The sequence below is a fragment of the Sinomicrobium endophyticum genome (assembly GCF_052983315.1).
Genome location: NZ_JBRKIS010000022.1, coordinates 104,737 through 131,319 on the forward strand (window position 1 = coordinate 104,737; position 26,583 = coordinate 131,319).

General features: G+C 43.6%; 21 protein-coding genes. 7 read left to right on the forward strand and 14 right to left on the reverse strand.

From position 1 onward, the window contains the following. Nucleotides 1-133 precede the first annotated feature (133 nt). The 3 genes from ACVBDU_RS07570 to ACVBDU_RS07580 all read left to right on the forward strand — a co-directional run bounded on the left by ACVBDU_RS07570 (nt 134) and on the right by ACVBDU_RS07580 (nt 3,472). Nucleotides 134-334, forward strand: coding sequence for a dodecin family protein (locus ACVBDU_RS07570; protein WP_447174766.1), 201 nt, complete (start codon nt 134-136; stop codon nt 332-334). A gap of 187 nt (nt 335-521) precedes the next feature. Next, entirely contained in the window at nt 522-2,561 is a 2,040-nt protein-coding gene (locus ACVBDU_RS07575) for a thioredoxin domain-containing protein (protein ID WP_447179158.1), read from the forward strand. Between the two features lie 86 nt (nt 2,562-2,647). Continuing rightward, nucleotides 2,648-3,472, forward strand: a complete 825-nt coding sequence (locus ACVBDU_RS07580) for a mechanosensitive ion channel family protein (RefSeq protein ID WP_447179159.1) — start codon at nt 2,648-2,650, stop codon at nt 3,470-3,472. A gap of 4 nt (nt 3,473-3,476) precedes the next feature. Here the strand turns inward: ACVBDU_RS07580 and tsaB are convergent, their stop codons facing one another. From tsaB to ACVBDU_RS07630, 10 genes are all read right to left on the reverse strand, one after another. After that, nucleotides 3,477-4,151 (reverse strand): tRNA (adenosine(37)-N6)-threonylcarbamoyltransferase complex dimerization subunit type 1 TsaB, encoded by a 675-nt coding sequence (gene tsaB, locus ACVBDU_RS07585; protein WP_447179160.1) that lies wholly within the window; start codon nt 4,149-4,151, stop codon nt 3,477-3,479. A 281-nt stretch (nt 4,152-4,432) separates the two neighbouring features. After that, nucleotides 4,433-5,854 (reverse strand): TolC family protein, encoded by a 1,422-nt coding sequence (locus tag ACVBDU_RS07590; protein ID WP_447179161.1) that lies wholly within the window; start codon nt 5,852-5,854, stop codon nt 4,433-4,435. A gap of 248 nt (nt 5,855-6,102) precedes the next feature. Then, nucleotides 6,103-7,230, reverse strand: a complete 1,128-nt coding sequence (locus ACVBDU_RS07595) for an efflux RND transporter periplasmic adaptor subunit (protein ID WP_447179162.1) — start codon at nt 7,228-7,230, stop codon at nt 6,103-6,105. 129 nt (nt 7,231-7,359) lie between these two features. Further along, on the reverse strand, nt 7,360-8,625 hold the full coding sequence (locus tag ACVBDU_RS07600) for an ABC transporter permease (RefSeq protein ID WP_447179163.1): 1,266 nt from the start codon (nt 8,623-8,625) through the stop codon (nt 7,360-7,362). A 67-nt stretch (nt 8,626-8,692) separates the two neighbouring features. Then, nucleotides 8,693-9,928 (reverse strand): ABC transporter permease, encoded by a 1,236-nt coding sequence (locus ACVBDU_RS07605; protein ID WP_447179164.1) that lies wholly within the window; start codon nt 9,926-9,928, stop codon nt 8,693-8,695. Beyond that, nucleotides 9,918-10,622, reverse strand: coding sequence for an ABC transporter ATP-binding protein (locus ACVBDU_RS07610; protein WP_447179165.1), 705 nt, complete (start codon nt 10,620-10,622; stop codon nt 9,918-9,920). The genes ACVBDU_RS07605 and ACVBDU_RS07610 overlap by 11 nt, the downstream gene beginning before the upstream one ends. Before the next feature lie 167 nt (nt 10,623-10,789). Next, nucleotides 10,790-12,235, reverse strand: a complete 1,446-nt coding sequence (locus ACVBDU_RS07615; protein WP_447179166.1) for an anion permease — start codon at nt 12,233-12,235, stop codon at nt 10,790-10,792. 10 nt (nt 12,236-12,245) lie between these two features. Then, on the reverse strand, nt 12,246-13,460 hold the full coding sequence (locus tag ACVBDU_RS07620; protein WP_447179167.1) for a porin: 1,215 nt from the start codon (nt 13,458-13,460) through the stop codon (nt 12,246-12,248). A 305-nt stretch (nt 13,461-13,765) separates the two neighbouring features. Then, nucleotides 13,766-15,064: a M20/M25/M40 family metallo-hydrolase gene (locus ACVBDU_RS07625; protein WP_447179168.1), complete on the reverse strand. Its 1,299-nt coding sequence runs from the start codon at nt 15,062-15,064 to the stop codon at nt 13,766-13,768. Nucleotides 15,065-15,306: 242 nt separating this feature from the next. Then, the gene (locus ACVBDU_RS07630; protein ID WP_447179169.1) at nt 15,307-16,542 is read right to left on the reverse strand and encodes an ABC transporter permease; all 1,236 of its coding nucleotides are present in this window, start codon (nt 16,540-16,542) and stop codon (nt 15,307-15,309) included. A gap of 94 nt (nt 16,543-16,636) precedes the next feature. Between ACVBDU_RS07630 and ACVBDU_RS07635 the strand changes: the two genes are divergently transcribed. Next, nucleotides 16,637-17,959, forward strand: coding sequence for an exo-beta-N-acetylmuramidase NamZ family protein (locus tag ACVBDU_RS07635; RefSeq protein ID WP_447179170.1), 1,323 nt, complete (start codon nt 16,637-16,639; stop codon nt 17,957-17,959). 108 nt (nt 17,960-18,067) lie between these two features. Here ACVBDU_RS07635 and asnB read toward each other — a convergent pair whose 3' ends face one another. The 4 genes from asnB to alaS form a co-directional block, all read right to left on the reverse strand. Beyond that, nucleotides 18,068-19,729 (reverse strand): asparagine synthase B, encoded by a 1,662-nt coding sequence (asnB, locus tag ACVBDU_RS07640; protein ID WP_447179171.1) that lies wholly within the window; start codon nt 19,727-19,729, stop codon nt 18,068-18,070. Nucleotides 19,730-20,113: 384 nt separating this feature from the next. Beyond that, nucleotides 20,114-21,055, reverse strand: coding sequence for a GSCFA domain-containing protein (locus ACVBDU_RS07645; RefSeq protein ID WP_447179172.1), 942 nt, complete (start codon nt 21,053-21,055; stop codon nt 20,114-20,116). Between the two features lie 128 nt (nt 21,056-21,183). After that, entirely contained in the window at nt 21,184-21,477 is a 294-nt protein-coding gene (locus ACVBDU_RS07650; RefSeq protein WP_447179173.1) for a GxxExxY protein, read from the reverse strand. 197 nt (nt 21,478-21,674) lie between these two features. Next, on the reverse strand, nt 21,675-24,287 hold the full coding sequence (gene alaS / locus ACVBDU_RS07655) for an alanine--tRNA ligase (protein ID WP_447179277.1): 2,613 nt from the start codon (nt 24,285-24,287) through the stop codon (nt 21,675-21,677). 268 nt (nt 24,288-24,555) lie between these two features. Between alaS and ACVBDU_RS07660 the strand changes: the two genes are divergently transcribed. The 3 genes from ACVBDU_RS07660 to ACVBDU_RS07670 all read left to right on the forward strand — a co-directional run bounded on the left by ACVBDU_RS07660 (nt 24,556) and on the right by ACVBDU_RS07670 (nt 26,555). After that, the gene (locus tag ACVBDU_RS07660) at nt 24,556-25,533 is read left to right on the forward strand and encodes a M23 family metallopeptidase (protein ID WP_447179174.1); all 978 of its coding nucleotides are present in this window, start codon (nt 24,556-24,558) and stop codon (nt 25,531-25,533) included. Between the two features lie 70 nt (nt 25,534-25,603). Continuing rightward, entirely contained in the window at nt 25,604-25,933 is a 330-nt protein-coding gene (locus ACVBDU_RS07665; RefSeq protein WP_123217897.1) for a MerR family transcriptional regulator, read from the forward strand. 25 nt (nt 25,934-25,958) lie between these two features. Beyond that, entirely contained in the window at nt 25,959-26,555 is a 597-nt protein-coding gene (locus ACVBDU_RS07670) for a LemA family protein (RefSeq protein WP_447179175.1), read from the forward strand. Nucleotides 26,556-26,583 lie beyond the last annotated feature (28 nt).

A 26,583-nucleotide genomic window follows, 5' to 3' on the forward strand; every position in this document is an offset into this window, starting at 1 on the left:
TTTAATGTTACCAAAACATTATGCGGATGTTTATAACGGTTTCTTAATCTACAATTTAAGCAAATTTATTTTAATAATGCGCTATAATTCCGTATATTTATGACTATTAAGCATTTATAAAAAATCGAATATTATGGCAATTTTAAAGGTAATCGAATTACTGGCAAATTCTCCGGAAAGTTGGGAAGACGCCACACAAAAAGCAGTAAAACAAGCATCCAAGACCCTGAAGAACATAAAATCCGTGTATGTACAGGATCAAAGTGCCATGGTAAGTGGTGACAAGATAACGGACTACCGGGTCAATGTAAAAATTACTTTTGAGGTAGATTAAAAGCCCCGTATACCGCTTTTCCCCTACTGTACATGAAATATTAACTTAATCACCAGTGTTTGAGTTGTTATGGGCGTTTCAAATCTTTGAGACGCTTTTTTGTTATATTTTTGAATGGTAAAGTGCCATAACACAGGAGAGTTTGCACCGGTATGCCGCTTTTACCTCAGTTCAAAATAAAGAGAAAATGCCACACGATACTAATGACCTTATCCGGGAAACCAGCCCATATTTATTGCAACACGCGCACAATCCCGTAAACTGGAAACCGTGGAAACCGGAAATCCTTGACAAAGCGGTACGGGAAAACAAGTTACTGATCATCAGCATAGGTTATGCTGCATGCCACTGGTGCCATGTTATGGAAAAGGAAAGCTTTGAAAATCCGGGCGTAGCTGCGATAATGAATGCCGGCTATATAAGTATAAAAGTAGACCGGGAAGAAAGGCCGGATGTAGACCAGGTATATATGAATGCCATACAGCTTATGACCGGGCAGGGCGGCTGGCCCCTCAATGTGATTACGCTCCCCGATGGCAGACCGGTATGGGGCGGTACATATTTTCCGAAAGACCGCTGGACCGCCGCACTGCAACAGATCCGGAAACTCTTTGAAGAACAACCGGAAAAACTCCGGGAATACGCGGACAACATGGAGAAAGGGCTCCAAAACCTGGAAACGGTTATTCCGCAAACAGATGGAATACCTTTTACTTCTTTACAGATACGAAATGCCGTAAACCGCTGGAAAAATAATTTTGACCACGTAAATGGCGGACCCGACCGTGCCCCTAAATTCATGATGCCCGTAAATTTGTCTTTTCTGCAACATTATATCTTTAATACCGCGGATAAAGAAATTGAAGAATATCTCGATCTCACCCTCACCAAAATAGTTTACGGTGGGGTATACGACCACATAGGCGGTGGTTTTTCCCGCTATTCCGTAGATGCCAGGTGGCACGTTCCCCATTTCGAAAAAATGCTGTACGACAACGGACAACTGGTAAGTGTATATGCCAATGCCTATGCGGTTACCGGGAAGGACCTATATAAAAACGTGGTCTACGAAACCCTTGATTTTGTCCGCCGGGAACTGACGGACAAGGAAGGTGCGTTCTACTCTTCTCTCGATGCAGACAGTACCAATGAAAAAGGCGAAGATGAGGAGGGTGCTTTTTATATCTGGACAAAACCGGAACTGCAAAAACTGCTCCCCACGGATTATCCGTTGTTCCGGGATTATTATAACATTAATAGTTATGGTGTATGGGAAGGAGAAAATCACGTCCTGATCCGCAGTAAAAAGGATAGTGATATAGCCGAAAAACACGGACTTACCGAAGCAGAACTGACTGAGAAGATCGCTTCCTGGAAAACCCTGCTTTCGGAAAAGAGAGACCAAAGGCCCCGGCCGAAACGGGATGACAAGATACTGACTTCCTGGAATGCTTTAATGCTGAAGGGGTATACGGATGCTTACAAAATATTCGGAGAACCTTTGTTTCTGGAAGCGGCACTTGCCAATGCCCGTTTTCTCACCGGTAAACAATGGAGGACGGACGGAGGCCTGAACCGCAACTACAAGGATGGAAAAAGCAGTATCAATGCCTATCTCGAAGATTATGCCACCCTGATAAGCGCCCTGCTGACACTGCATGAAGCCACTCTCGATGAACACTGGCTCCTTTCCGCCAAAAAACTAGCCGATTATACGTTCAATCATTTTTACGATACGAAGAGCGGCATGTTTTTCTTTACCTCGGACAAAGATGTCCCGCTTATCACCCGAAGTATCGAAAAATCGGATAACGTAATCCCCGCTTCCAATTCTATTATGGCAGAAAACCTTTTTATCCTCTCCCGCCACTTTAACGAACAGCGCTATGCCGAAACTGCGAAACAAATGCTCCGGAATATGGCGCCAAGTGCGGAAGAATATCCTTCGTTCCATGCAAACTGGCTAAAGTTAATGCTTCATCATACAGAAAGTTTTTATGAAGTGGCCATATCCGGAGAAGATGCCGTAAAAAAGGCCGGGGAATTAAACCGGCACTATTTCCCTAACAAACTGGTTACGGGAGCTAAAGGAGATTCGGAGTTGGTATTACTGCAAAACAGATTTGTAGATAACAAAACTCTTATTTATGTTTGTGTAGATTTTTCCTGTAAACTCCCTGTTGACAAGGTTAGTGATGTCTTACCCCAATTACAAAACAACCTCTGAAGTACGAAACAGAAAGCAGCGTTTTCCGGAATAATACAAATCCCCAACACAACAAATGGAAACAAAACCCTTAAATACATTATACTATGGAAGAATATTTTAACGAAACTCTCACTATGATCGTCACCTATGCACCAAAAGTACTGGGGGCCATTGTAACACTCATTATCGGTTTCTGGCTTGCCAGGGTGCTTGCCAATTATGTTCGCAGGCAACTGGAAAAAAGAAATGCCGATCCGTCCTTAACACCCTTCCTTACTTCTATGGTGCTTATCCTGGTCAAAGCACTGGTATTGCTAAGTGCGGCAAGTATGTTTGGCCTTGAGGTCACTTCATTCGTAGCCATATTCGGGGCGCTGGCCTTCGCGGTAGGAATGGCATTGCAGGGCAATCTGAGCCACATGGCCGCAGGTATTCTCATACTTTTCTTCAAACCATTCCGCGTAGGGGACTTTATCGTTACGCAGGGATATTCGGGAACTGTAAAAGAAATCCAGATTTTCACCACTATTCTCACTACCCTGGATAACAGGGTCATTATCATACCCAACGGCGCCATTACCAGCGGCCCTCTGGAAAATCTCACAGCCAACCCTGTCCGGAAAGTACCTATGACATTTGGTATCGGTTACCCTGATGATATTGACAAGGCCCGTGAAGTCATTAAAAGAGTAGCGGACGAATGTCCTTATATAGATCATGAAAAGCCGGTAGATATCCTTATTTCGGAATTAGCAGACAGTTCCGTGAATTTTGCCGTACGTCCATGGTGTAAGACGGAAGACTACTGGAATGTTCACTTTTATATGCAGGAGAATGTGAAAAAAGCATTTGATAAAGAAGGTGTCGGTATTCCGTTCCCGCAAAGAGATATTCACATATACAATCACAACGGAGAAGCAAAGGCCTGAGGGATCACTTCTTCTTTTTTGTAACTACAAAGTCTTTTAAATAATAAGGTTCAAAATAGGCGACATTTTCAAACCCGCCTGTTTTGAACTTTTTTTCTGCCAGTAAGGTCATTCCCGAGGCCGACGGAACTTCTGTTTTTTCCGGGAATACCGCATTGGCGTGTGAAATAACTCCCTTACATTTTTCCGCACCGTTTCCTGTAAAGTAAACCCTCCCGTTTTCCAGCCACTCTCCGAAAGATTCCTCTGTTATTATTTCCGCCCTTGTTTCCCGGACAGGTTGATGGTCTTTATCATACACCGCCGAATATACTTCCATACGCCTGGCATCCAGCAAAGGCAATACAACACCGCTCTCTATGGTATATACGGAAGCCAGCACCTGTAAAGTAGGTATTGCTATCAGAGGTTTATCGAGGGAATAAGACAGGCCTTTGGCCGTAGACACCCCTATACGTAAACCCGTATAGGAACCCGGCCCCATACTCACGGCGATGGCATCTATTTCCGAAAGAGACATAGAAGCCCGTTCCATGACATCCCGGATAAAAACATGAAGGTTTTCGGAATGGGAATAATTAACGTCGTCCTGTTCTTTTATGACCAGTGACTCACCGTCTTTGGCCAGACAAACGGAACAATTTGTCGTAGAGGTTTCGATATTTAAAATAACAGCCACTGTAGTTTACGATTTCAGATTAGTACTGATGCATCAAATTTTGATAACAAGTCCGTTTTGTGTTCTTTGTGCATACCTAGAACCCTTTGTGGTTGATATTTAACCACAAAGGTTTACACGAAGTTCACAAAGGCAAATTTAAATCAAAAAAACAAAAAACATACTTAGGGCCAGTTATATTAGTACTTTACAATGATGAACTAAAAATTAACGCATCACTACTAATTTCAGATTTACGATTTTTGTGCAAATCTAAAGTCTGCAATCGTAAATCCAAAATCCTACAGTTCATCGAGAGGAATTCCGAAATAGAATTCCAGGACTTTCAGTTTAAATATATAGTCGTACTTGGTTCTCACAAATTCCGCTTCCGCATTATCTACCCTGGACTGGGCCTGGGCAAAATCGAAACTGTTCATCAGTCCCACGTTAAAACGTTCCCTGGCGTAGTTATAGGCTTCCTGTCTCGCTTCCAGTGCCTTTCCGGCAGCTTCGTAACTTTTGTAAGAGGCACGGGTATCGTTCCACGCCTGGTGTACGGCATTATCCAGGTCCAGTTTGTCCTGTTCCAGTTGATTTTTGGTCCTCTCAAAGTTCACTTCACTCCTCTTTACACCGTTCCTGGCTGAAAAACCGTTGAGAACGGGAATATTCAACTGAATGCCATAAGAATGACCGTCATTTTGTGTCCATTGCCGGAAAAAAGGCAGTGAGCCACGAATGGCACTAATCGGTTGAGCAGTAAGGACCTGTTCTTCTGTGGAAGGTACAACACCGATAGGCACCAGTTCAAATTCTCCGGTATTCACAACCCTGTCCTGATAGGATATCCTGGTATCGTAACCGTAGAATGCAGACAGAGTAGGCAGTAAAGCTCCCTTGGCTATATCCAGGTCTTTCCTGGCCAGCTCCACACTGGTTTCGGAGAACTTGATATCGTTACGAAAAGTCAGGGCCTTGTCGTAAATCTTCCTGGGAGAGTTATCGAGTATATCCGATTCGGGAAGCATAAAGTCTTCGTCGGCCACATCGAAATTTTCATAGTCATCGATCATCAGCAACTGGGCCAGGGCAATTTTAGACAATCGCAATTCGTTTTCGGCATTTACTATTTGCTGCTCCTGGGTAGCCGCTGTGGCTTCTATTTCCAGAAGATCTCCTTTCGGTACTACTCCGGATTCTACCAGTTCTTTGGTTTTTTTAAGGTCCTGATCGGTTACGGCATACTGTGACCGGGCTACTTCGAGGTTTTCCCTGCTGAAGAGCACCTGCAGGTAACCATTGGCCACGGAAAGGGAAATATCGTCTTTCATATCCGCCAGTTTGTACCGGTTGGCAAGTATGCTTAGGTTAGCCCTGCGCAATGTATTTACATTTTGCAACCCTTTAAACAGGTCTAAACGCAACGCCCCTTGTGCCGAGGTAAACTGCGTAGTCTGGTTTTCCAGCAGACCGGTGGTGATATTCTGGTTCAAACCAATATTCCACGAATGAGACATCCCTACATTTACCGTCGGCAGGAATTTACCTATTGCGTCGGACTTATCGATACCTGCATCTTTGGCATCGAGTTCGGTTTGCCTGACATTTATATTGTGTTTCAGGGCATAATCTATACAGGCCTTCAGGGTCCATTTTTTGGCCTGCGAATGCGCAACGTATGTGGTTAAGAGAAAAGTCAGTAGTACAATTCTTGTTTTCATAAGGGTTAATTGTTGTTTTTTTGGTTTTGTCGAGGCACCTGCCAAACGGCGCCCATATGTTATATCCAGGCCTTTTCCGAAAAGGTCAGACCCTATATTTACCGGGTACAGGATCTAAAAACCGGGGGTATATTTCTTTTACCGAATGACAAGCGGCACGAATTTACATTATTTTTAGAAATCTTTTCCTCCGTTTTACCTATTAATGCTATGAAACCGGGTCTATCTCCAAAAAAGGCTTGTTTCTCCTATTCATTTGCCGACTCTTTCTTTACAGGTTCGGTCTTATTCCACACTTTTATCTTGTCATTTTCGGACAAACCGGAAATAACCTCTATATTAAGTCCGTCCGATATCCCCGTTTCCACATCCCTTCTTTCGAACTTCTGTTCTCCTACTTCCACTTCCACATAAGGTTGTTCTGTTTCCCTGTCAAACTGTAACAACGCTTCTTTTATGGCCAGTACGTCATCTTTCTTATCCAGCACAAGAGATGCATTGGCGCTGTACCCTGCCCGGATAAAGTACCCTTCTTCCATAAACACATCGGCCTCTATCTTGAACTGTACCACTCCGGAGGTTGTCTCTTCTTCCTCATTCCATTTCGGGGCTACGAATTTCAGTTTGCCTTCGAATTCTTTGTCCGGTATTGCCCCGAAGTTGATTTTAAGTGACGAACCCACTTCAAGTTTCCCTACTTCTGCCTCATCTACCATACCTTCGAATATCATTTTGGAGAGGTCCGCTATATTGGCGATTGTAGTACCATCGTTGAAATTGTTACTTTCTATCACCTGGTCTCCTATTTTCACAGGTATTTCCAGCACGGTCCCCGCTATAGTTGCCTTTACATTGGTATTGGCACTGGTAGACCCTCCGGCGGAACCGAGCTTTATGATCTGGAGGTCGCTTTCGGCATTGGCCAGCTCCTGTTTTGCCTGGTCGTAGGTCAGCGCTATATTGTTAAACTCCTGGGAAGAGATTACCCCTTTTTCAAAAATAGTCTTATTCCTGTCATATTCTATCCTGGCATTATTCAGGGATATCCTGGCATTGCTCACTCTTCCCCTTGCCGTATTCAGTGTCTGTTCATTTGGCACTACCTTGATCTTTGCTATAAGGTCGCCGGCCTGCAGCTCATCGCCTTCTTCTACTAATATTTCACCGATAATACCGGATATCTGCGGTTTTATAGCAACTTCATCCTGGGGTATCACTTTACCTGTGGCTACCGATTTTTCTTCAATACTGGTTTTAAAGGGCGTTTCGGTTCCAAACGTTATAGGCGATTTGCTGTTAGACTTTATAAAGTATGCCGCCGCAAACAATGCTCCTATGATCAGAACACCTATTCCTATGTACTTTAAAATTTTCATCTATGCTTACTATTGATTATTTAATTGTTTTTCTCTTTTGAGATGTTATGGTTCTTATTAATTTTTATAGCGCTTTTATCCTTTATATGGAGACGTACAGCTGTACGTCTTTACAGGAATAGGCAGAGCCTATTCCTCCCTCAGGGCATCGATTGGTTTTATGCTTACCGCTCTTTGTGCCGGTATTAACCCAATAAGGGTACCCAATACTACCATTATAAAAAGGGCCACAAAAATATAAGGTATGGGCACCGTGGGATTGGTATAAGGAAACCCGCTACTCCCTTGAGTCATCACATTGATTATAGCCAGTACAAAAGCCCCTAATATAATACCAAGTATACCTGCTACGATCGTCAGAAAAACGGATTCCAGCAATATCTGCCCTCTCACTTCACCCGGCGTAGCTCCCAAAGCCCTTCTTACTCCTAGTTCGCGGGTTCGTTCTTTTACGGAAATAAGCAATATATTTCCAATGGCGATCACCCCGGCTATAATGGTTGCAAGCCCCACGAAAAGGGATAAAAAATTCAGGCCCTTGGCAAACCCAAACATTTTTGCAAAAGCTTCTCCCAGGTTAAATGAACCGAACGCTCTTTCATCTTCCGGGTGTACTTTATGCCTTCTTTTCAACATGCGTTTTACATCTTTTTCAAGGGCTACGATATCAGATTCATCATAGGCTGCTATGGCCAGCAAACCTACATTATCGCCGGTATTGAATATTTTCCGGTAGGTGGTATAGGGGAGCATCAGGGAATTGTCTCTCTCGAAATCTATGTTTTCAGACTTCTTGTATACTCCGATGACCTGGAAACTTATATTGTTCAGTTTTATATACCCCCCTACGGGATCTTCGTCCTTATTAAACAGATCGTTCTGCACCCTCTCGCCTATGACACACACCCTTCTCTCTTTTTGCACATCCATTTCATTCAGGAAACGACCTCCTTCATATATCTTTTTTTTGAATATCTTGTCTATGGTCGGATAATCTGCAAACGCGGTATAGGCTCCTGTCTTCATTCCGCGGGAAACCTGCGGAGGGGCATCTCCGAAACGTCCCTTTACGTTTCTTGGGGCAATAAACTGTATATCGGGTAATTTATTGCGAAGTTCCTCGACATCGTCGAGCTTAAGCTGTACAGGCCTTCCTATCTTAAACCCTTCGTAGGGCATGCTGGCGCGTTGTGACCAGACAAACATACTGTTGTTGGCTATACCCTGGAATTCCCGTTCGAAACCATTATCCAGCCCTTTAGTGGCCCCGGACAATGCTATATAAACGAAAATACCCCAAAGTACCCCGATGACAGTAATTATCGTACGGATTTTATTTTTCCGGATCGAACCGAAAATTTCCTGCCATGTATCCCTGTCAAAAATAAATCGCATGTTGTTTATGGTATTCTTTTGTTTACTTTTCTAATACTTTGTCTACCCGGCACTTTCCGGAATATCCTTATTCATCCCTCAAAGCTACTATGGGTTTTACGCTAGCGGCTCTTTTTGCCGGGATATAACCGGCTATTACCCCGAAAAATATCAGGATCAGGGTAGCGGTGATCACCACATCCATACCCACCTGCGGATTGGTAATAAAATAGTCTTCTTTTAAATTGTTCCCTATCAGACTTAATGTACCTACACCTATAACGAGACCAATATAACCGGCAATAGTGGTAATAAAGATAGATTCCTGCAGCACCAGACCTATCACGGAAGCGGGTGTTGCTCCGAGCGCCTTCCGTATACCAATTTCCTTGGTACGTTCCTTGACTACGAATACCATAATATTGCTTATACCGATAACTCCGGCTATGAGTGTACCAATACCAACAAAGATCACCACCCACTGCAATACATTGGCAAACATCATATTCCGTTTCACGATATCGGCCGTATTGCTCAGGTAAATGCCATTCTGATCCTCAGGAGCTACATTGTGTTTTTCTTTAAGATATTTGTGCAGGCTAAGGTCGAACGCCATGGCTCCCGCATATCCTATACTCGTTTCATAGGTAAGAATGATCTGGTCAATTTTGTCGGTTCCCTTGTCGAGAAGCTGACGTGTAGTGTAAGGCATATAAATATACCTCTCTTCATCGTCACCGCCATCATCCTGAAAGACTCCTACAACCTTGTACATCACACCGCCCACCTCCAGGAACTTGCCAACCGCATTTTCTGATTTTCCGAACAGGTCAATCTCCACAAGGCGTCCTATGACAATATTCTTGGCCTGGTCTGCTATATCCTTCTCATTAATATAGCGACCTTTCATTATAATGGTTTTTTCCATAATTCTATGGGAAGGGGCCACGGCCCTTACGGTATAGGAATTAGACTCCCCCTTATACCGGGCAATACTGCTCTTGCTGATCCTGGGCGTAATATGGTCCAGGTAAAGGGCAAAATCCTTTTTAATGTCTTTCAGGTCATCGTTCCGGAACTCCACCTGTCTACCTTTCTTAAATCCTTTGTATGGTACGGTCGTACGCCCGGGATATATATAAAAAGTATTGGTAGCATCATCCATAAAAAATTCGTTGAATGTATTCTTAAGGCCGTTCCCCATTCCGAAGAGCACGGTAAATATGAGAATACCAAGTGCTATCGTAAACCCGGAAAGAAAAGTCCGGAGCTTGTTTTTTCTTATGGTCTGGAATATTTCCTGCCAGCGGTCCCTACTGAACATATTCCGAAGCCCTTACTTGTTCTACAAAGGTGTCTTCCACGATAACCCCGTCTTTAAGGTGTATGATTCGTTTACACATTTTGGCTATATCGGGCTCGTGGGTCACTACCAGTATGGTCTTCCCTTCATCGTTGATCTCCTGGACCAACTCCATGATCTCACAGGAAGTCTTACTGTCCAAAGCACCGGTAAGTTCATCTGCCAGCAATACCTTAGGTTCCGCCGCCAATGCCCTGGCAATGGCCACACGTTGTTTTTGCCCCCCCGAAAGTTCGCTGGGAAGGTGATCTGCCCATTGTTTCAGCCCTACTTTTTCGAGATATTTGATCGCTTTTTCCTGCCTTTCTTTCCTGTTGACCTTCTGGTAATACAACGGGAGCGACACGTTTTCAATGGCGGTCTTGTAATTTATAAGGTTAAAGGATTGAAAAATAAAGCCGAGAAATTTATTCCTGTATTTGGCTGCTTTGGTTTCGTTGAGGTCCTTAATAGGTACACCATCCAGCACATACTGTCCGGAGTCGGCTTCATCGAGCATTCCGAGGATATTCAGAAAAGTAGATTTCCCGGAACCGGATGACCCCATTATGGCTACGAGCTCGCCTTCTTTTATGGATAAATTAAGTCCTTTTAAAACGTGGAGGGAATTGCTTCCCATCCGGTAGGATTTATGTAAATCTTTGATCTCTATCATGTCGGGTAAGCTGATTAGTCTTTGACAATGTACCTATAAAAGTATACATTATCCAATAAAAATGTATGAATATTTTCTGATTACATGTTCATTAGACTCTGCAGGAAAGAAATTGTTACGGGTTTAAATGTAAAAAAAATGTTAAATCTTAAAAACAGTGCCGGTTCTTACCATAATCCGAGAACTTTCCACCATAAACCGCCAAGTACAAAAAATATGAGAAGATAGACGATACTCAACAGAAAGCCATCTTTCCACCACTGATTTACCGTTACATAACCGCTGCCGTAAAGTATGGGAGCCGGGCCATGACCGTAATGCGTAAGTGTTCCGAAGATACCTCCGCAAAAACCGAGAAACAGGGCGAGCATTTCCGGAGGGACACCCACCGCTACTCCAACGGACAACATGGCGTAATACAGTGCGGCAACATGAGCCGTGGCACTTGCAAACATATAATGCAGATAAAAATAGATCAATATAATGATAGGAAAAGCGTAATACCACGACATTCCGGAGATATATCCCTTAATGTTTTCGGAAAGCCAGGGGATAAAACCCAGTTTTGCCAGAAAACTGGCCATCATAACCAAAGAGGAGAACCAAACAATAGTATCCCAGGCTCCCTTTTCACTCTTGACATCTTCCCAGGTAAGCACCCGGGTCAACAACAGAAAACACAGACCGAGCAGGGCCGTTGTGGTAGCGTCTATACTCACTGCATCCCCGAATATCCAAAGGAACAGGAGAATGACAAAGGCCAGGATCATAATCCATTCTTCACGCTTCATCTTCCCCATTTCCAAGAGCTTCTGCCTTGCCAACTCCGGGGCATCCCCGGTATTTTTAAGACCGGGAGGACTTATCTTGTACAATACATAAGGCATTGCAATAAGGCATAACAATCCCGGTACCAGTGCAGCAACGGCCCAGCTTCCCCAGGAGATATTTATACCGAGGTCGGCAGCGAATTTCTGTGCCATGGGATTACTCGCTGTCCCCGTAAGGAACATAGTAGAAGTAATAAGGTTGGCATTATAGGTACTTAACGTTAAAAAAGTACCTGCCTTTTTATTGGTTTCCGGTCTGGATGCATCGGACCCAAGGCTTAAAGCTATGGATTTCATAATAGGATAGATAATTCCGCCGGACCGTGCCGTATTACTGGGAACGGCAGGGGCTAATATAAGATCGGCCAGGTTAAGACCATAGGATAACCCAAGGGTGCTTTTCCCGAATTGCCGAACAAAGAAATACGCGATCCTGCTCCCCAATCCGGTCTTAATGAATCCGCGGGCAATAAAAAAAGCCATACCTATAAGCCATATTATAGAATTTCCGAAACCACTCAACGCATTTATTATACTGTCTTTGGCCGGACTGGTCGAATCCTCGGGAGCAAGTACCAGGGAAAAGGCACTCAGGGCGATACCCAGCATAGCCATGGTGCCCATAGGTGCCGCTTTGGTGATGATCCCCATAATTACAAAGACAAATATACTGAACAGGTGCCAGGCATTTTCCTTGAGCCCCTCGGGTACGGGAATAAACCAAAGTACTATTCCTACTACTGCAGAAACAGCCAACATTTTATAATTTACCTCTGTTTTCATAATATATAGTTTAGAAAGCAACCTGAAACTGTGCTATGAACTGGTTGTTGTCATAATTGGTAGTATCCGGAATATTTCTGTCGAAATGATTAATAACGCCAACAATGGAAAACTTGGCTGCATAGATCCCGGAAAAAATTATACTGGCCATGGGGATGTAGGAATACCTGGAATTCTGTTTTATCAGCGTATTGCTGTCCAGGTACTCATGCCGGAAACTGAACTCCAAGGCTCTTATTCTGGGTTTATTCAACGAATAACGCAGCCTGGAAAGGGCATAAACACCATACATGTTAAAATCTCCGAGATCCGGATCTTCTATGGTTGTGCTGCGATAATCTTCAAAATTAGTTCCTCTTTTATATTCCACGTTCATGTCAAAATCCCATTTATCCGTAAGGTTATAACGCAACCTTGCATCTGCACCATAAGCAGAACCTTGTTGTTTGTCATACCTGGCCATTCCCCCGTTGATCCCTATGGACAGTTCTGGTATTATATTGTATTCCAGGCGAAGCGTATAATTTTTGGAACTGTCATTGTCTGCCGGCTGGTTCCTGTTATTACCGTTATAAACCGTAAGGTAATAGTACAGAGGTACGTGTTTTTCTTCCAAAGATCCGAAAACGGCCGCCCCTACCTGAAAACTTTGCCACCCGTTACGACCGAAAAGAGTGTATTGCTCGGACCATTTATACGAGTTATTCAACTGAAACGGGTGCAGATCCTCTATTCCGAAATAAGGCCGGAATTGTCCCAGTTGAATATTCAGGTACGTATTATGTGCATATTTCACAAAGGCATTTTCGAGAACTTTTGAAGTAGGATCACTTTTAAACTCTGCCAGGTTTACCAAAAGGGATGCGCTTATTTTATCGTTGATATTAAAATTGGTCTGCATCCGTACATATTGCATCTCAAAAGAATTGGTCACTACATTGGCCTCCGGATCGGAAAAGTGCAGACCGGATGTATTTATATCCTCCTCCATGGAAACCACATATCTGCCTACTACCAGTGCCTTGAACTGGAAACCACGTTTGTAATCGGAATAATCCTCTATGACAGTTTCTTCCTGGCCAAGGGTTACTGCGGAAAAACAAAGACAAAAAACGAATAGCAATCCGGATAAACGGGAAGAAGAGACACCGGACAAATAATATAGTGTAATAATAAAAACATCATGAAAAAAAGAATTGGAGAATAGGCGTAATTTCTGTTGCATGAACGGGACATTTGATGACCGGAGTCTTAAACCTGAAAAAGTTTTCGCTATTGAAAACCCCAAATGGGTTCATAGGGTATTCTACTGCAATAGTAACTTAAAGCAAGGATATATTTTTCCGGCTGATTTCTCCCTAAAATTAGACCTTAATTCCTACAGTTGCAAAAAATATTTCTCTTTTTATACATAAAAATAGTACAAAAAACTTTTGTATTCGCATTGGAATATCACCTTCTAAAACGAGTTCAGTGTATTTAACTGATTACTGTTTCTGCGGGGTTAATTGTTTATCGGGGGAGTTTTTTTCATTCGTTAAGCAAACGATAGATAAGAATAGCTGCCCGTTGTGTCAATGCTTCCAGTGTATTAAAGTTAATGGTTTCTTCCGGAGAATGTGCTCCTTCGCCCATCGCTCCGAGACTGTCCAGGCAATCTACATATTCGGCTACGAAAGATACATCGGCCGCTCCCTTTTCCAGCGGATCCACAGCTTCTACCGGGCCTAACCCCAGGTCTGTACTAACCTCGCTCAGTTTCTCCAGAAGTCTCCGGTTACCTTCGGTAGGTTCCATGGCCGGGTAGCTGTCTATAAAGGTGATTTCCGCACTGGTCTGTGGCAGGTTCCGGCTTACTATTTCACGCATTTTTTCCCGGGCGTTCTCCTTTTGTTCTTCGGAAATAAAACGAAGCCCGCCATCTGCAACTGCTTTCCTGGCCACAACATTGGATTTTCCGAACGCATTTCCCTTACTCCTTGCTTCATCATAGGTAACATCAGTTCCACCCAGTATGGCGCCAGGATTAAAAGTCAGGTATTTGTCCCCTCTGACTTCGTTGTAAAAAGCATTAAGGATACGTGACATTTCAAAGATAGCCCCTGCTCCCACATCTTCACTAAAGATATCTGCCGAATGTGCCTGTTTGCCGGTCACTTCTACTTTCCAGCCGGAAGATCCCCTCCTGGCCATCGTAGCTTCACCCAAACTTCCGGAAGGTTCGAATCCGAGAGCTACATCACTTCTTTGGGCAGCCTCAATCAGGTCCTTTCTGCTTACCGAAAGCGGTTTTCCGGTAAATTCTTCATCTCCCATAAGGGCAACGATAACCTGGTTATTTTTTAATAAGCCGTTTTCCCGAAGTGCTTTCAGGGCGTATAAGATAATAACATCTCCACCTTTCATATCATTCACCCCCGGGCCATGCGATATGCTGTCGTTGACCTTCTTCATTTTCTGAAAAGGACTGTCCTCTTCAAAAACAGTGTCTATATGTCCTATGAGCAATAACTTTTTCCCCTTTTCTCCGGAAGTTTCCGCGAAAAGATGACCGGCCCGGTCCATTTCTTCCGGCATATCTATCCACCTGGTATCAAACCCCAGGTCCTGAAATGCTTTTCCGAAAATATCGCCTACTTTACGAACCCCGGAATGGTTCATGGTACCGCTGTTTATATTGACTACTTCTTCCGTGAACCGTATCTGTTCTTCCAGGTTTTTCGTTATGGTTTCCATAATTTTTTTCTCCTGGCGGGATATGTTCTGGGCGTGAACTGTAAAAAAAGTTAACAGTACCGCAGTATTTAAAATAGTTTTTCGAACTGCCATTACAAACGTTTTTTGAGTTATAGTGCAGTAAATTTAATGATTTTAACGAAGGATATGTACCATATGGCACCCAACATTATGGTGTGTACCATCATTTTAGATATGAGACTTATTTAAACTTTTTCATTGAAGCGAAAATGAGCTATTTTGTACCCGTCCGAAAACTTTCCTGAGTTGCACAACAGCACTACGGAAGAAAAAAACAAGTCCGGAACACCGCAAACCCACTCAGGGGAAAAATCTCAATCGAACCGCATAGCCCTGGCGGGCATTATTTTTGTAATAATATAGGAAGGTATCAGCAACATGGTCAGACAAAGAAGAAGGGTTCCCAGGTTGAGCAATATAATATATGCCGGGCTGATGTATACCGGAACTTCGGTAACGTAATATGTTTCGGGATCCAGGACTATAAAGCCAAAATATTTCTGCAGTAGTAAAAGCCCCAGACCTATGACATTCCCCCAGAAAATACCTATAGCGATCAGGTAACCTGCGTTGTAAAGGAATATTTTCCGGATCGTCCAGTCATCACTGCCCAACGCTTTCAGTATACCGATCATCTGGGTACGTTCCAGTATGAGAACGAGCAGGGCAGTTATCATGTTAAATCCACCTACGATGATAAGTATCCCTATAATTATAGCTATATTAAAATCAAACAATCCGAGCCATTCGAAAATAGAGGGATATTGATCCAGTATAGTTGCGGAATCCAATGTGGACAGGGTTTTTCCGTATACTTCATTTCCTTTTTCTTCCAGATCGTCAAAATCAGCTATAAACACTTCAAAATTCCCTACTTCATCTTCAGACCATCCGTTCATTCGTTGTATATGACGTATATCCACAAACACGTACTTGGCATCGAATTCCTGAAAACCGCTGTCGTAAATACCGGTGATCTTAAATATTCGCTGATTGGGCACCGTGCTCGCGTTATCTTTCAGAAAGAAAGCATAGAACGTATCGTCAACATCCAGTTGAAGCCTGTCCGCAAGATATCCGGAAATAAGTACTTCGTTATTCAGCTTGCCACTATAATCGGGTAATTTTCCTTTAACCAGATATTCCCGGAAGTACTTCCAGTCATAATCTTTACCCGCTCCCTTGGCTATAATCCCTTCAAAAGTATCTTCCAGCCGTATGATCCCGGCCTTGGCGGCCACTGCCTGAATGTGGGTTATACCGTCTATACTCCGGAACTCCGGATAAAACTCCTGCTCAACGGATACAGGATATACGGAAACTTCCGATTCATTGTTATCGTAATTATGGATTTGTATATGCCCGTTAAATGCCGCTATTTTTTCCCGGATCTTGTGCTGCAAGCCTATACCGGTAGCTATGGCCACCAGCATCATAATAAGTCCTATGGCAATGGCAGCGATGGCGATTTTTATAATTGGCGCCGATACACTACTTTTATAATCTTTGGACTTAATAATGCGTTTCGCTATGAAAAACTCTAAATTCAACGGCCCTTTTTGGTTTACAAACCCCAAAAATACATTTTTATTACGGTTCTGCCACGAAATTGTGAGGAAGGGTTCTTACCCTCCAACAGGTAGTATGGCAAAAAAAGCACACAGGAAGGCTACAGGCCGGACCAATAAAAACCCGTTTTGGTTCCGAATAGCCCCCTTAAACTGCAAACCGATATCGACCAGTATCGGGATATTCCTTTTCTTTTTCCTGATAACCGCATGTGGTAACCGTGCCTCATCCAGGCCGGCAGAAAGCGCGGATGCTCCCGAACAAACACCACCCGCAAAAACAAGAATAGAAACAGGTGCCGACCGGACCGAAGTATATTTACCGCTTCTGCAAAACAAACGCGTAGGTATTGTAGCCAATCCCACCAGTATTATTTCCGCCAATGAGGAGAAAACGGAATACAGTCACCTGGTGGACAGCCTGCTGAAACTGGATATAAACATACAAAAAGTATTCGCTCCCGAACACGGTTTCCGGGGTACTGCAGATGCCGGGGAAGTGGTAAAGGACGGTAAAGACCCGAAAACGGGGTTACCTGTCATTTCTCTTTACGGCAACAACAAAAAACCTCAGCAGGAGCTGCTAAAAGATATCGACATCCTTGTCTTTGATCTTCAGGATGTGGGGGTGCGTTTTTATACGTACATATCCACGCTTCACTATGTAATGGAAGCATGTGCCGAGGCAGGGAAAACGGTTATTGTACTGGACCGCCCGAACCCCAACGGACATTTTGTAGACGGCCCTGTTCTGGACTCCAAATACAAAAGTTTCGTAGGCATGCACCCCATTCCCATTGCACACGGCATGACCATAGGGGAGTATGCACTTATGATCAACGGAGAAAAATGGCTTGCCAATGGCGTAGAATGCCCTATCCAGGTAATTTCCTGCGCCAATTACACCAAAGATATGCCTTATGAGTTACCGGTAAAACCTTCTCCGAACTTACCAAATGCCAGGGCTATCAATCTATATCCGAGCACCTGCCTGTTTGAAGGTACCAATGTAAGTGAAGGTCGTGGAACAGACAAACAATTCCAGGTATACGGCTCCCCTTATCTTTCGCAAAAGGATTATACGTTCCGTTTTACCCCCAAGCCCAATTTCGGTTCGAAAAGCCCTAAATACAATGGAAAAATGTGCTATGGAGAAGACCTTTCGGAAAGCAAAAAACTAAACCGGATCGAACTTAAATGGCTTATCCGGGCATATAACAGTACGGAAAACAAAGGCAGTTTCTTTACGGATTTCTTTGTAAAACTCGCCGGGACCCAAACACTCCGACAGCAAATTGAAGCGGGAACTGCGGAAGATGAAATCCGCGCAAGCTGGCAAAAAGGGTTGCAGGCATTCCGTAAAGTACGGGGAAAATACCTGCTTTATAAAGACATATGAAGGTGCCGTTTTTTTGTTAGTAGTTCTGAGTCATACTGTTTAAAATAAATTGCCCGGAAAGATCTCTCTTTCCGGGCAATTCCTATATGTCTGGCTGGTTTATTCTTCTTATAATGCGGCTTTGGCTTTCTCTACGGCAATAGAGACATCTGCTTTGACGTGTGCAGCGTTGGCCCGGCCACTCGGATCGGTGTTTTCCTGCCATTTCGGTATCCATTTCTTCACCGTTCTGGCTGCGCTTTCCTGGGGGAAGTGCTTATGAAAAATCTCCCGGTAAAAATACGCTTCTTTAGTGGTAGGTGTGTTGATAGGGAATTTTTCGGAAGCTGATGCCAGTTCCGCATCGGTTACCCTGGAAGCACAGTGTGCTATAAGCGTATCGATCCAGTTGTATCCCACACCATCGGAAAATTGTTCTTTTTGCCTCCACAATACTTCATCCGGCAGGAAAGGGCGTTCCGGCGTATCAAAAGCTTTTCGCAGGATATATTTCTCCACACCGCCATAAGTTTTGGGTTGTTTAAACTCCGGCATTATTTCCATTGCAGTCTGCAGGAAAGATTTGTCCAGGAACGGCACCCTCGCTTCCAGTCCGTGAGCCATAGTACTCTTATCGGCACGCAGACAGTCTGCTGTAGAAAGTTTCTGCACCCTGTCTATGGTTTCTTTCTGGAATTCCTGGGCAGAAGGAGCATTCCCGAAATAAAGATACCCTCCGAATATCTCATCGGCACCTTCCCCGCTCAGCACTACTTTTACACCCATATCCGTAATGGCCTTACTCATAAAATACATGGGAGTAGATGCACGTATGGAGGTAACGTCGTAAGTTTCCAGGTGCCATACCAGTTTTTCCAGTATTTTGACTCCTTCTTCTATGGTAAAATATATTTCGTGATGTTCCGTCCCCAGGTAATCGGCTACTTTACGGGCAGCAATAAGGTCGGGAGCATCCGCATCAAGTCCTATGGAAAAAGAGTGCAGTTTTTGCCCCGTTCCCTCCAATAACCTGCAGGCTATGGAAGAGGTCAGGGACGAATCCAGCCCTCCGGAGAGCAATACCCCGAGCGGCACGTCACTCATCAAACGTTTTTTCGTAGCTGCAATAAGGCTCTCTCTCAGTTTGTCGAGATCCAGATCTTCGGTAGCAGTTTCAAAATCAAACCATTTCGGCGTGAAATAGCGTACAAAGCCTGTTTTGGGAGTGTAAAAATGTCCCGGAGGAAATGTTGAAAATTCCACACACTGATCGGCTATAACTTTCATTTCGGAAGAGAAATACATGCGTCCTTCCGCATCCGTACCGTAATACAACGGTTTTACACCTATCGGGTCTCTGCCAGCTATAAAATCATCCCCGTCGATAACCACAAAGGCAAAAACACCATCAAGTTTGTTACAGAAATCGTAACCGTACTCTTCATAGAGATGTACGATCACTTCAGAATCGGAAGTCGTTCTGAAGGTATGCCCTTTAAGTTCGTTTTCTCTCAGCGCTTTGTGGTTGTATATTTCGCCGTTGTGTACCATCCAGGCACTATCGGTTCCCTGTATAGGTTGTTTTCCCGTATGAAGGTCTATAATAGAAAGCCTTTCGTGGCTGAGTACATGTCCGTTTTCCGTAAGGTGCAGATCACTTTCATCCGGCCCCCTGTGCCCCATTCTCTTCGACATTTCTTTTATCAGCACGGCATCCAGCGCAGGTTTTCTTTCTATACCGGTACCCTCATCCGTATATGCTCCGTTTATGACTGCTAATATTCCACACATAACTCTGTTGTTTTAGTTTCTAATTACAATGCAAATATTATCTTTAACTTTCATTTTAAAAACACAATACACAAAAACAACTACAAAATCAAATACAAAAATAAGTTTTAATATATTTTCGAAATTTAAAACACACAAAAAGGCTACAGATATAAACAAATTGTAAGCTAAGAGAATAAAAAGGGAGAATTTGCCTTTATAATTAACCATCCGATACTGTGTATTAAACAAATCGGAAAAAACTTTGTAATTATGACAATAATTTTTTCTTAGAGACTGTCCTCTATATTGAAAACGAATCTTCGGCACGGGAGATAAAAAACAATGGCTGAACTTTTAGACCGAAGCAAAAACAGAGGTTTTTAACTCAAAAAACTCCCTGATTCATTCAAACCGGATATGAGGAACTTTGGCCTGCACGCCGGATATTTTCCCTCGCAGGCTTTTTAAAAATTTCTGATGCTCTTCCGATTCCGGTGCAAAAGGTTTATGAGCCAACCCTCTTTGAATACTATCTACCTCTTTCATTACCGGAATTGCTTCGGGAGATATACGTGAAGATGTAAACTTCTCCCAGATATATTCTATAGCTGTCTGGCTGGGGTGTAACATGTCTTCGGCATAAAACCGGTAATCCCTGAGTTCATCCATCATGATCTCATAAGAAGGAAAATAGGTGCCTTCTTCGGCCACACGATGCAAGGCGGTAATGAGATGTGCCTTGCTGCGCTGGTTTTCCACAAAACCGTCTTTTAAATGCCTTACCGGAGAAATAGTGAAAATAAAATGTATATCCGGATTGACAGCACGGATATTTTCCCGGATACGGACAATATTTTTCTCTACTTCTTCTACCGGGGCCAACTCTTTGGTAAATCTGTGCTGCGGTACTTTATGGCAATTCGCCACGAGTTTCCCCGTATCGTTAAACCGATATCCCCAGGCTGTACCTAAAGTAACGATCGCATGGGTGGCACTTTCCAGGTATTCTCTTGTATCGTCTATGGCCCGGTTAATACCTGACAGCACACTTTCCGAAGAGACATCACTCCTATCCGAATGGGCATCAAAGCAATGCCAGCGTCCGTTATGTTCAAAAACGGCATCTGCCGTATATTTTTCCCCGTCCCTGACTTTTGCAGTGAAATTTTCGATTGCAGCCGGATGAAACAGTATACCGAGCGGGTTTTGCAGGCAGGGAAATTTATAATAGTCCAGCTTGCTCCCCATGTTCTCTACAAAACACGAACCGAGCAGCAACAGCCGTGAATCATAACTGATACGGTTATTTCCGGGTGATACGGGTATTTGCGTCTGGAGTTTCAATGTTGGAAATATTCGGGCTCGGGTTTGATTACAAACTTATAATATTAATGATACGTACTTTTCTACGCCTCTATGAAAAGGTCTGTGTGATTTCTCGCAAAGACGCAGAGGCGCAAAGAAGATTATAGTTATAGGTTGTTCACTATTCGGGTAATGCCGGTTTTGATCAAGGGTTCATTAAAATTAACCAATAATCCCAGTTTTAACCCTGTGATCCTCAAATAAGTTAACACTTGTTTCGGATGAACCTGAACTATTTGTTCTACAGATTTTATTTCTATGATCACTTTACGTTCCACAATGAGGTCGGCTCTGAACCCAATTTCCATTTTCCGTTCTTTCCAGATCACAGGTAATGGTATTTGCCTTTCCACATTAAGCCCTTTTTCCTTTAATTCAAAATACAATATAATTTCATACACGGACTCCTATAGCCCGGGCCCTAATTGGGTATGTATTTTATAACAGATGCCTACTATTATTCTTGATATTTCGTTTTCTGTCATTCTACATTCCATTTATGGGTTAACCCTATTGAGCACGAGAACACAAACACATTCTTTGCGCCTCTGCGTCTTTGCGAGAAGCAATATAGCAGTATTCTCGCAGAGACGCAAAGTTATTTTACATACTCCCGGGCCTTTTCCAGGGCTTGCGGTATACCCCCAGGATTCTTACCCCCGGCCGTTGCGAAGAAAGCCTGTCCGCCACCGCCGCCTTGTATAAGTTTTCCCAGATCCCGGACCACTTGTCCGGCATTAAGAGACCTTTCTTCTGCAAGTTCTTTGGATATATAGCATGTTAATAAGGCTTTGCCTTCCTGTTCGGCTGCAAAAAGCACAAAGAGGTTCTTATGTTCCCTCCCCATATCAAAAGCCAGGTCCTTAACCGCAGTCGGGTCCAGGTCTACGCGGGTAGCCAGAAAACGGACTCCGTTTACTTCTTCCAGGCTGCCTATCAGTTCCCCTTTCAGATTTTTGGCTTTGGCTTTTAAAAGGGATTCCACTTGCTTTTTCAGAGAATTGTTCTCTTCCTGCAGGGAAACGATAGCTTTTACCGGGTTTTTGGCATTTTTCAGCACTGCTTTTACTTCCCTGAAAGTATCGGTCTGTGATGTAAAATATTCTTTGGCGGCATCCAGTGTTATGGCTTCTATACGGCGTATACCTGCCGCCACAGCACTTTCGCCGGTAATGATAAAATGCCATATGTCTGCGGTATTCCGCACATGCGTACCTCCGCACAGTTCCATACTTTCCCCGAAACGAATGGTTCTTACGGTATCCCCGTATTTTTCACCGAAAAGTGCCATTGCTCCTTCTTCTATAGCCTGAGGAAAAGGCACATTCCTCTTTTCTTCCAGGGAAAGCTGCTCTCTTATCCTGGCATTCACAAAATCCTCCACGGCCAGTAACTCTTCGGGGCTTACTTTACTGAAGTGAGAGAAATCGAACCGGAGATGGTCATTGTGCACCATAGATCCCTTTTGCTCCACATGATCTCCAAGTACTTTTCGCAATGCCTGGTGAAGCAGGTGCGTAGCAGAATGGTTGGCAGCAGTTCTTCTTCTCTGGTTCTTATCGACCACTGCTCTAAAGGAACCCTCTATATTACGTGGCAGACTTTTGGTAAAATGTATGATAAGGTTATTTTCTTTTTTGGTGTCTATAATATAGGAGACATCGCCATCGGTCGATTCTATATATCCTTTGTCGCCTACCTGCCCCCCACCTTCGGGGTAGAAAGGTGTGAGGTTAAACACCACCTGGTATATTTCTCCGTCCTTTTTGCTGCTCACTTCCCTGTAACGGGTAATCTTTACCCGGGCGTCCAGCGTATCATAACCGACAAATTCTTCTTCATCGTCTTCGGCAAGTACTACCCAGTCTCCCGTAGTCACTGATGTCGCGGCCCTGGAACGTTCTTTTTGTTTTTGCAGTTCTTTTTCAAACCCTTCTTCGTCCAGGCTGTAGCCTTTTTCACTGAGTATAAGTGCGGTGAGATCTATGGGAAAACCGTAGGTGTCGTAAAGCTCAAAAGCCTTGGCACCGGAAATATGTTTGTCTTTGGCATTAGAAATAATAGTGTCCAGTAAAACAAGTCCCTGATCGAGTGTTCTTAAAAAGGACTGCTCTTCTTCTTTTATAACATTGACCACAAGGTTCTTCTGAGATTTTATCTCCGGAAATGCCTGGTGCATCTGGTTGCTAAGCGTATCTACCAGCTTGTATATGAAAGGTTCTTTCTGATTCAGGAATGTAAATCCGTAACGGATGGCCCGTCTCAAAATCCTTCGTATTACATAACCGGCACCGGTATTACCGGGCAACTGTCCGTCTGCAATGGCAAAAGCCACTGCCCGTACATGATCGGCAATAACCCGGATAGCTATATCGGTTTCTTCTCCTTTGCCGTAGCTGGAATTGGTTATGGCTTCTATCTCCCGGATCAGCGGGGTAAACGCATCGGTATCGTAGTTGCTCTGTACTCCCTGCAACACCATACACAGGCGTTCGAATCCCATACCCGTATCCACATGCCTTGCAGGCAGCTTTTCAAGAGAACCATCCGCCTTACGGTTAAATTCCATAAATACAAGGTTCCATATTTCCACAACCTGCGGGTGGTCTTTATTTACCAGTTCCCTTCCGGAAATTCCGGCTCTCTCTTTTTCATTACGAATATCGATATGAATCTCCGAACAGGGTCCGCAAGGCCCCTGATCTCCCATTTCCCAGAAATTATCCTTTTTATTTCCGGGTATAATCCTTTCTTCAGGTACAATACCGGCCCATAAATTGTAAGCCTCCCCGTCTTCCGACAGACCATCGTCGGAAGATCCTTCAAAATAGGTTACGTATAACCGGTCTTTATCTATTTTAAACTCTTCGGTAAGCAATTCCCAGGCCCATGCAATGGCCTCTTTTTTAAAATAATCGCCGAAACTCCAGTTTCCCAGCATTTCAAACATGGTATGATGATAGGTATCTTTCCCTACTTCTTCCAGATCGTTGTGTTTACCACTTACCCGGAGACATTTTTGAGAATCCGTAACCCGCAGTGCCACAGGTTTTTTGTTCCCCAGGAAATACTCCTTGAACTGGTTCATTCCCGCATTGGTAAACATAAGGGTAGGATCGTCCTTTATGACCATAGGGGCCGATGGTACGATCGTATGCTGTTTTTCTACAAAAAACTCTAAAAAACGTTTCCTTATTTCTTGTGATGTCATCATTTTCCTTTTGGTCCCGATAATTATCGGGATTATACTGTTTTGTTTACGGGCCGTAAAGGTAGCAGAAAATATCTTTTTACCTGTTTCCGGGAAGTTTTCCCTCTTTCGGAAATCTCAGACAGTCTCTTAACCTTTTCTAAAAATTGCGGTAACTCAAAAACAATTTCTATATTTGTCCGTTACGTAGATATATAACCCTGAACAAAAAGGAGTTTCCCGGCATGCCGGTCCGTATATTCAGGGCAAAAATAGAATATTTTAATTTATGTCGAAGGTAAAATATTATTACGACCAGGAGACACTTTCTTACAGAAAAATCGAAGCAAAAAAGGGGAAGAAAATCAGGAATTTTCTCGTCTTCCTCCTGGCGGCGTTCTTATTTGGTATGATAGGTCTTTTTACCCTGCTGAATACCGGCTTGGTAAACACCCCTAAAGAACTGTCAACTACCAGGGAACTGAAACAATACGAGCTCCAGTTTGAAATACTGAACAAAAAGATGGAGCAAATGGAAAAGGTACTGACAAATATCGAGGACAGAGACAATAACATTTACCGCCTCTACTTTGAAGCCAGTCCTATCCCCGAAGAACAGCGAAGAGCGGGATTCGGAGGGGTAAACAGGTACCAGGCCCTGGAGGGATTTGACAATTCCAAGATAGTTATGAATACCACAAGGAGGTTGGAAATACTGCAAAAACAAATGGTGGTACAATCCAAGTCCCTGGACGAAATAACCAAGCTTGCAGAAAACAAAGAAAAACTACTGGCTACAATTCCGGCTATACAACCGGTAAATAATAAGGACCTGAAACGTATGGCATCCGGTTTCGGATGGCGTACGGACCCCTTTACCAAAGCCAGAAAAATGCACTGGGGCATGGACTTTTCTGCAACCAGAGGCACTCCTGTATACGCTACGGGAGACGGTGTGGTAAAAAGATCGGACAACAGGGCGGCAGGGTATGGCAACCACATCCGTATAGAACACGGTTTTGGTTATGAAAGCCTTTACGCCCACCTCAGTAAATACAATGTAAGAAAAGGACAAAAGGTAAAAAGAGGCGACCTTATAGGATATGTCGGCAGTACGGGACGATCGGAAGCCCCTCATCTGCACTACGAAGTTTTTAAGGACGGACAAAGGATAGATCCTATTAATTTCTATTACGGAAGTTTAACTCCTGCAGAATACGAAGAATTGCTGCACGTTGCTTCCCAGGAAAACCAGTCTCTAGATTAACGGCCGGCACTTTTGGGATCCCGGGATTCCGTAAATTCGGCCGATTTATTATATAACTCGTTTCGGTACTATGTATATACAGCTTCCTGAAAAACGTTATTACAGTATTGGAGAAGTGGCCCGTGCTTTCCAGGTCAACACTTCTCTTATTCGCTTTTGGGAAAAAGAATTCGATGTACTGCAACCCAAAAAGAATGCCAAAGGCAATCGAAAATTCACCCCGGAAGACATTAAAAATCTGCAACTCATTTATCACCTGGTCAAAGAACGGGGATTCACACTGGAAGGCGCAAAAATTCATTTAAAGGAAGAAAAACACAAAACGCTTTCTAATTTTGAGATTATTCGTAAATTAGAGAACATAAAAACAGTTCTTTTAAAAATCAAAGATCAATTATAATCTTCAATTTCAAACGTCACTCACTATGAAAAAATGGTTAATTCCGGTTATTATACTGGTAGTCTTAGCTTTCGGTATATACCGCTGGGCAGTAGGTTTCAATAACAATGCGATAAAACATCAGGAAGATGCCAAAACCACCTGGTCTAATGTGGAAAGTTCCTATCAGCGCCGGAATGACCTCATAGGTAATCTCGTGAAAACAGTACAGGGTGCAGCCGATTTTGAAAGAAACACCCTGACAGACGTCATAGAAGCAAGGGCTAAAGCCACTTCTAGCACTATAGACGCCAACAACCTCACTCCGGAAAAACTTGCGCAATTCCAGCAGGCTCAAACAGGTTTGTCTTCTGCACTTTCCAGGTTACTGGTTACGGTGGAACGCTATCCGGAACTCAAGGCCAACCAGAATTTTCTGGAACTTCAATCACAACTGGAAGGCACGGAAAACCGCATCAACGTAGCGCGGGACCGTTTCAACCAGGCAGTGAATGTGTACAATAAGCACATCAAGACCTTCCCGAACAAAATCCTGGCCGGATGGTTCGGTTTTGAAGAAATGGCGCGTTATAAAGCAGATCCCGGAGCAGAAAAAGCTCCCGATGTCGATTTCAACTTTTAAGTTCCATAAGGCCCTCCCGGCGCTGGTA

Coding starts and splice junctions, on each gene's coding strand:
- ACVBDU_RS07570 (WP_447174766.1), top strand. CDS start 134: ATGGCAATTTTAAAGGTAATCGAATTACTGGCAAATTCTCCGGAAAGT.
- ACVBDU_RS07575 (WP_447179158.1), top strand. CDS start 522: ATGCCACACGATACTAATGACCTTATCCGGGAAACCAGCCCATATTTA.
- ACVBDU_RS07580 (WP_447179159.1), top strand. CDS start 2,648: ATGGAAGAATATTTTAACGAAACTCTCACTATGATCGTCACCTATGCA.
- ACVBDU_RS07590 (WP_447179161.1), bottom strand. CDS start 5,854: ATGAAAACAAGAATTGTACTACTGACTTTTCTCTTAACCACATACGTT.
- ACVBDU_RS07595 (WP_447179162.1), bottom strand. CDS start 7,230: ATGAAAATTTTAAAGTACATAGGAATAGGTGTTCTGATCATAGGAGCA.
- ACVBDU_RS07600 (WP_447179163.1), bottom strand. CDS start 8,625: ATGCGATTTATTTTTGACAGGGATACATGGCAGGAAATTTTCGGTTCG.
- ACVBDU_RS07605 (WP_447179164.1), bottom strand. CDS start 9,928: ATGTTCAGTAGGGACCGCTGGCAGGAAATATTCCAGACCATAAGAAAA.
- ACVBDU_RS07610 (WP_447179165.1), bottom strand. CDS start 10,622: ATGATAGAGATCAAAGATTTACATAAATCCTACCGGATGGGAAGCAAT.
- ACVBDU_RS07615 (WP_447179166.1), bottom strand. CDS start 12,235: ATGAAAACAGAGGTAAATTATAAAATGTTGGCTGTTTCTGCAGTAGTA.
- ACVBDU_RS07620 (WP_447179167.1), bottom strand. CDS start 13,460: ATGCAACAGAAATTACGCCTATTCTCCAATTCTTTTTTTCATGATGTT.
- ACVBDU_RS07625 (WP_447179168.1), bottom strand. CDS start 15,064: ATGGCAGTTCGAAAAACTATTTTAAATACTGCGGTACTGTTAACTTTT.
- ACVBDU_RS07635 (WP_447179170.1), top strand. CDS start 16,637: ATGGCAAAAAAAGCACACAGGAAGGCTACAGGCCGGACCAATAAAAAC.
- asnB (WP_447179171.1), bottom strand. CDS start 19,729: ATGTGTGGAATATTAGCAGTCATAAACGGAGCATATACGGATGAGGGT.
- alaS (WP_447179277.1), bottom strand. CDS start 24,287: ATGACATCACAAGAAATAAGGAAACGTTTTTTAGAGTTTTTTGTAGAA.
- ACVBDU_RS07660 (WP_447179174.1), top strand. CDS start 24,556: ATGTCGAAGGTAAAATATTATTACGACCAGGAGACACTTTCTTACAGA.
- ACVBDU_RS07665 (WP_123217897.1), top strand. CDS start 25,604: ATGTATATACAGCTTCCTGAAAAACGTTATTACAGTATTGGAGAAGTG.
- ACVBDU_RS07670 (WP_447179175.1), top strand. CDS start 25,959: ATGAAAAAATGGTTAATTCCGGTTATTATACTGGTAGTCTTAGCTTTC.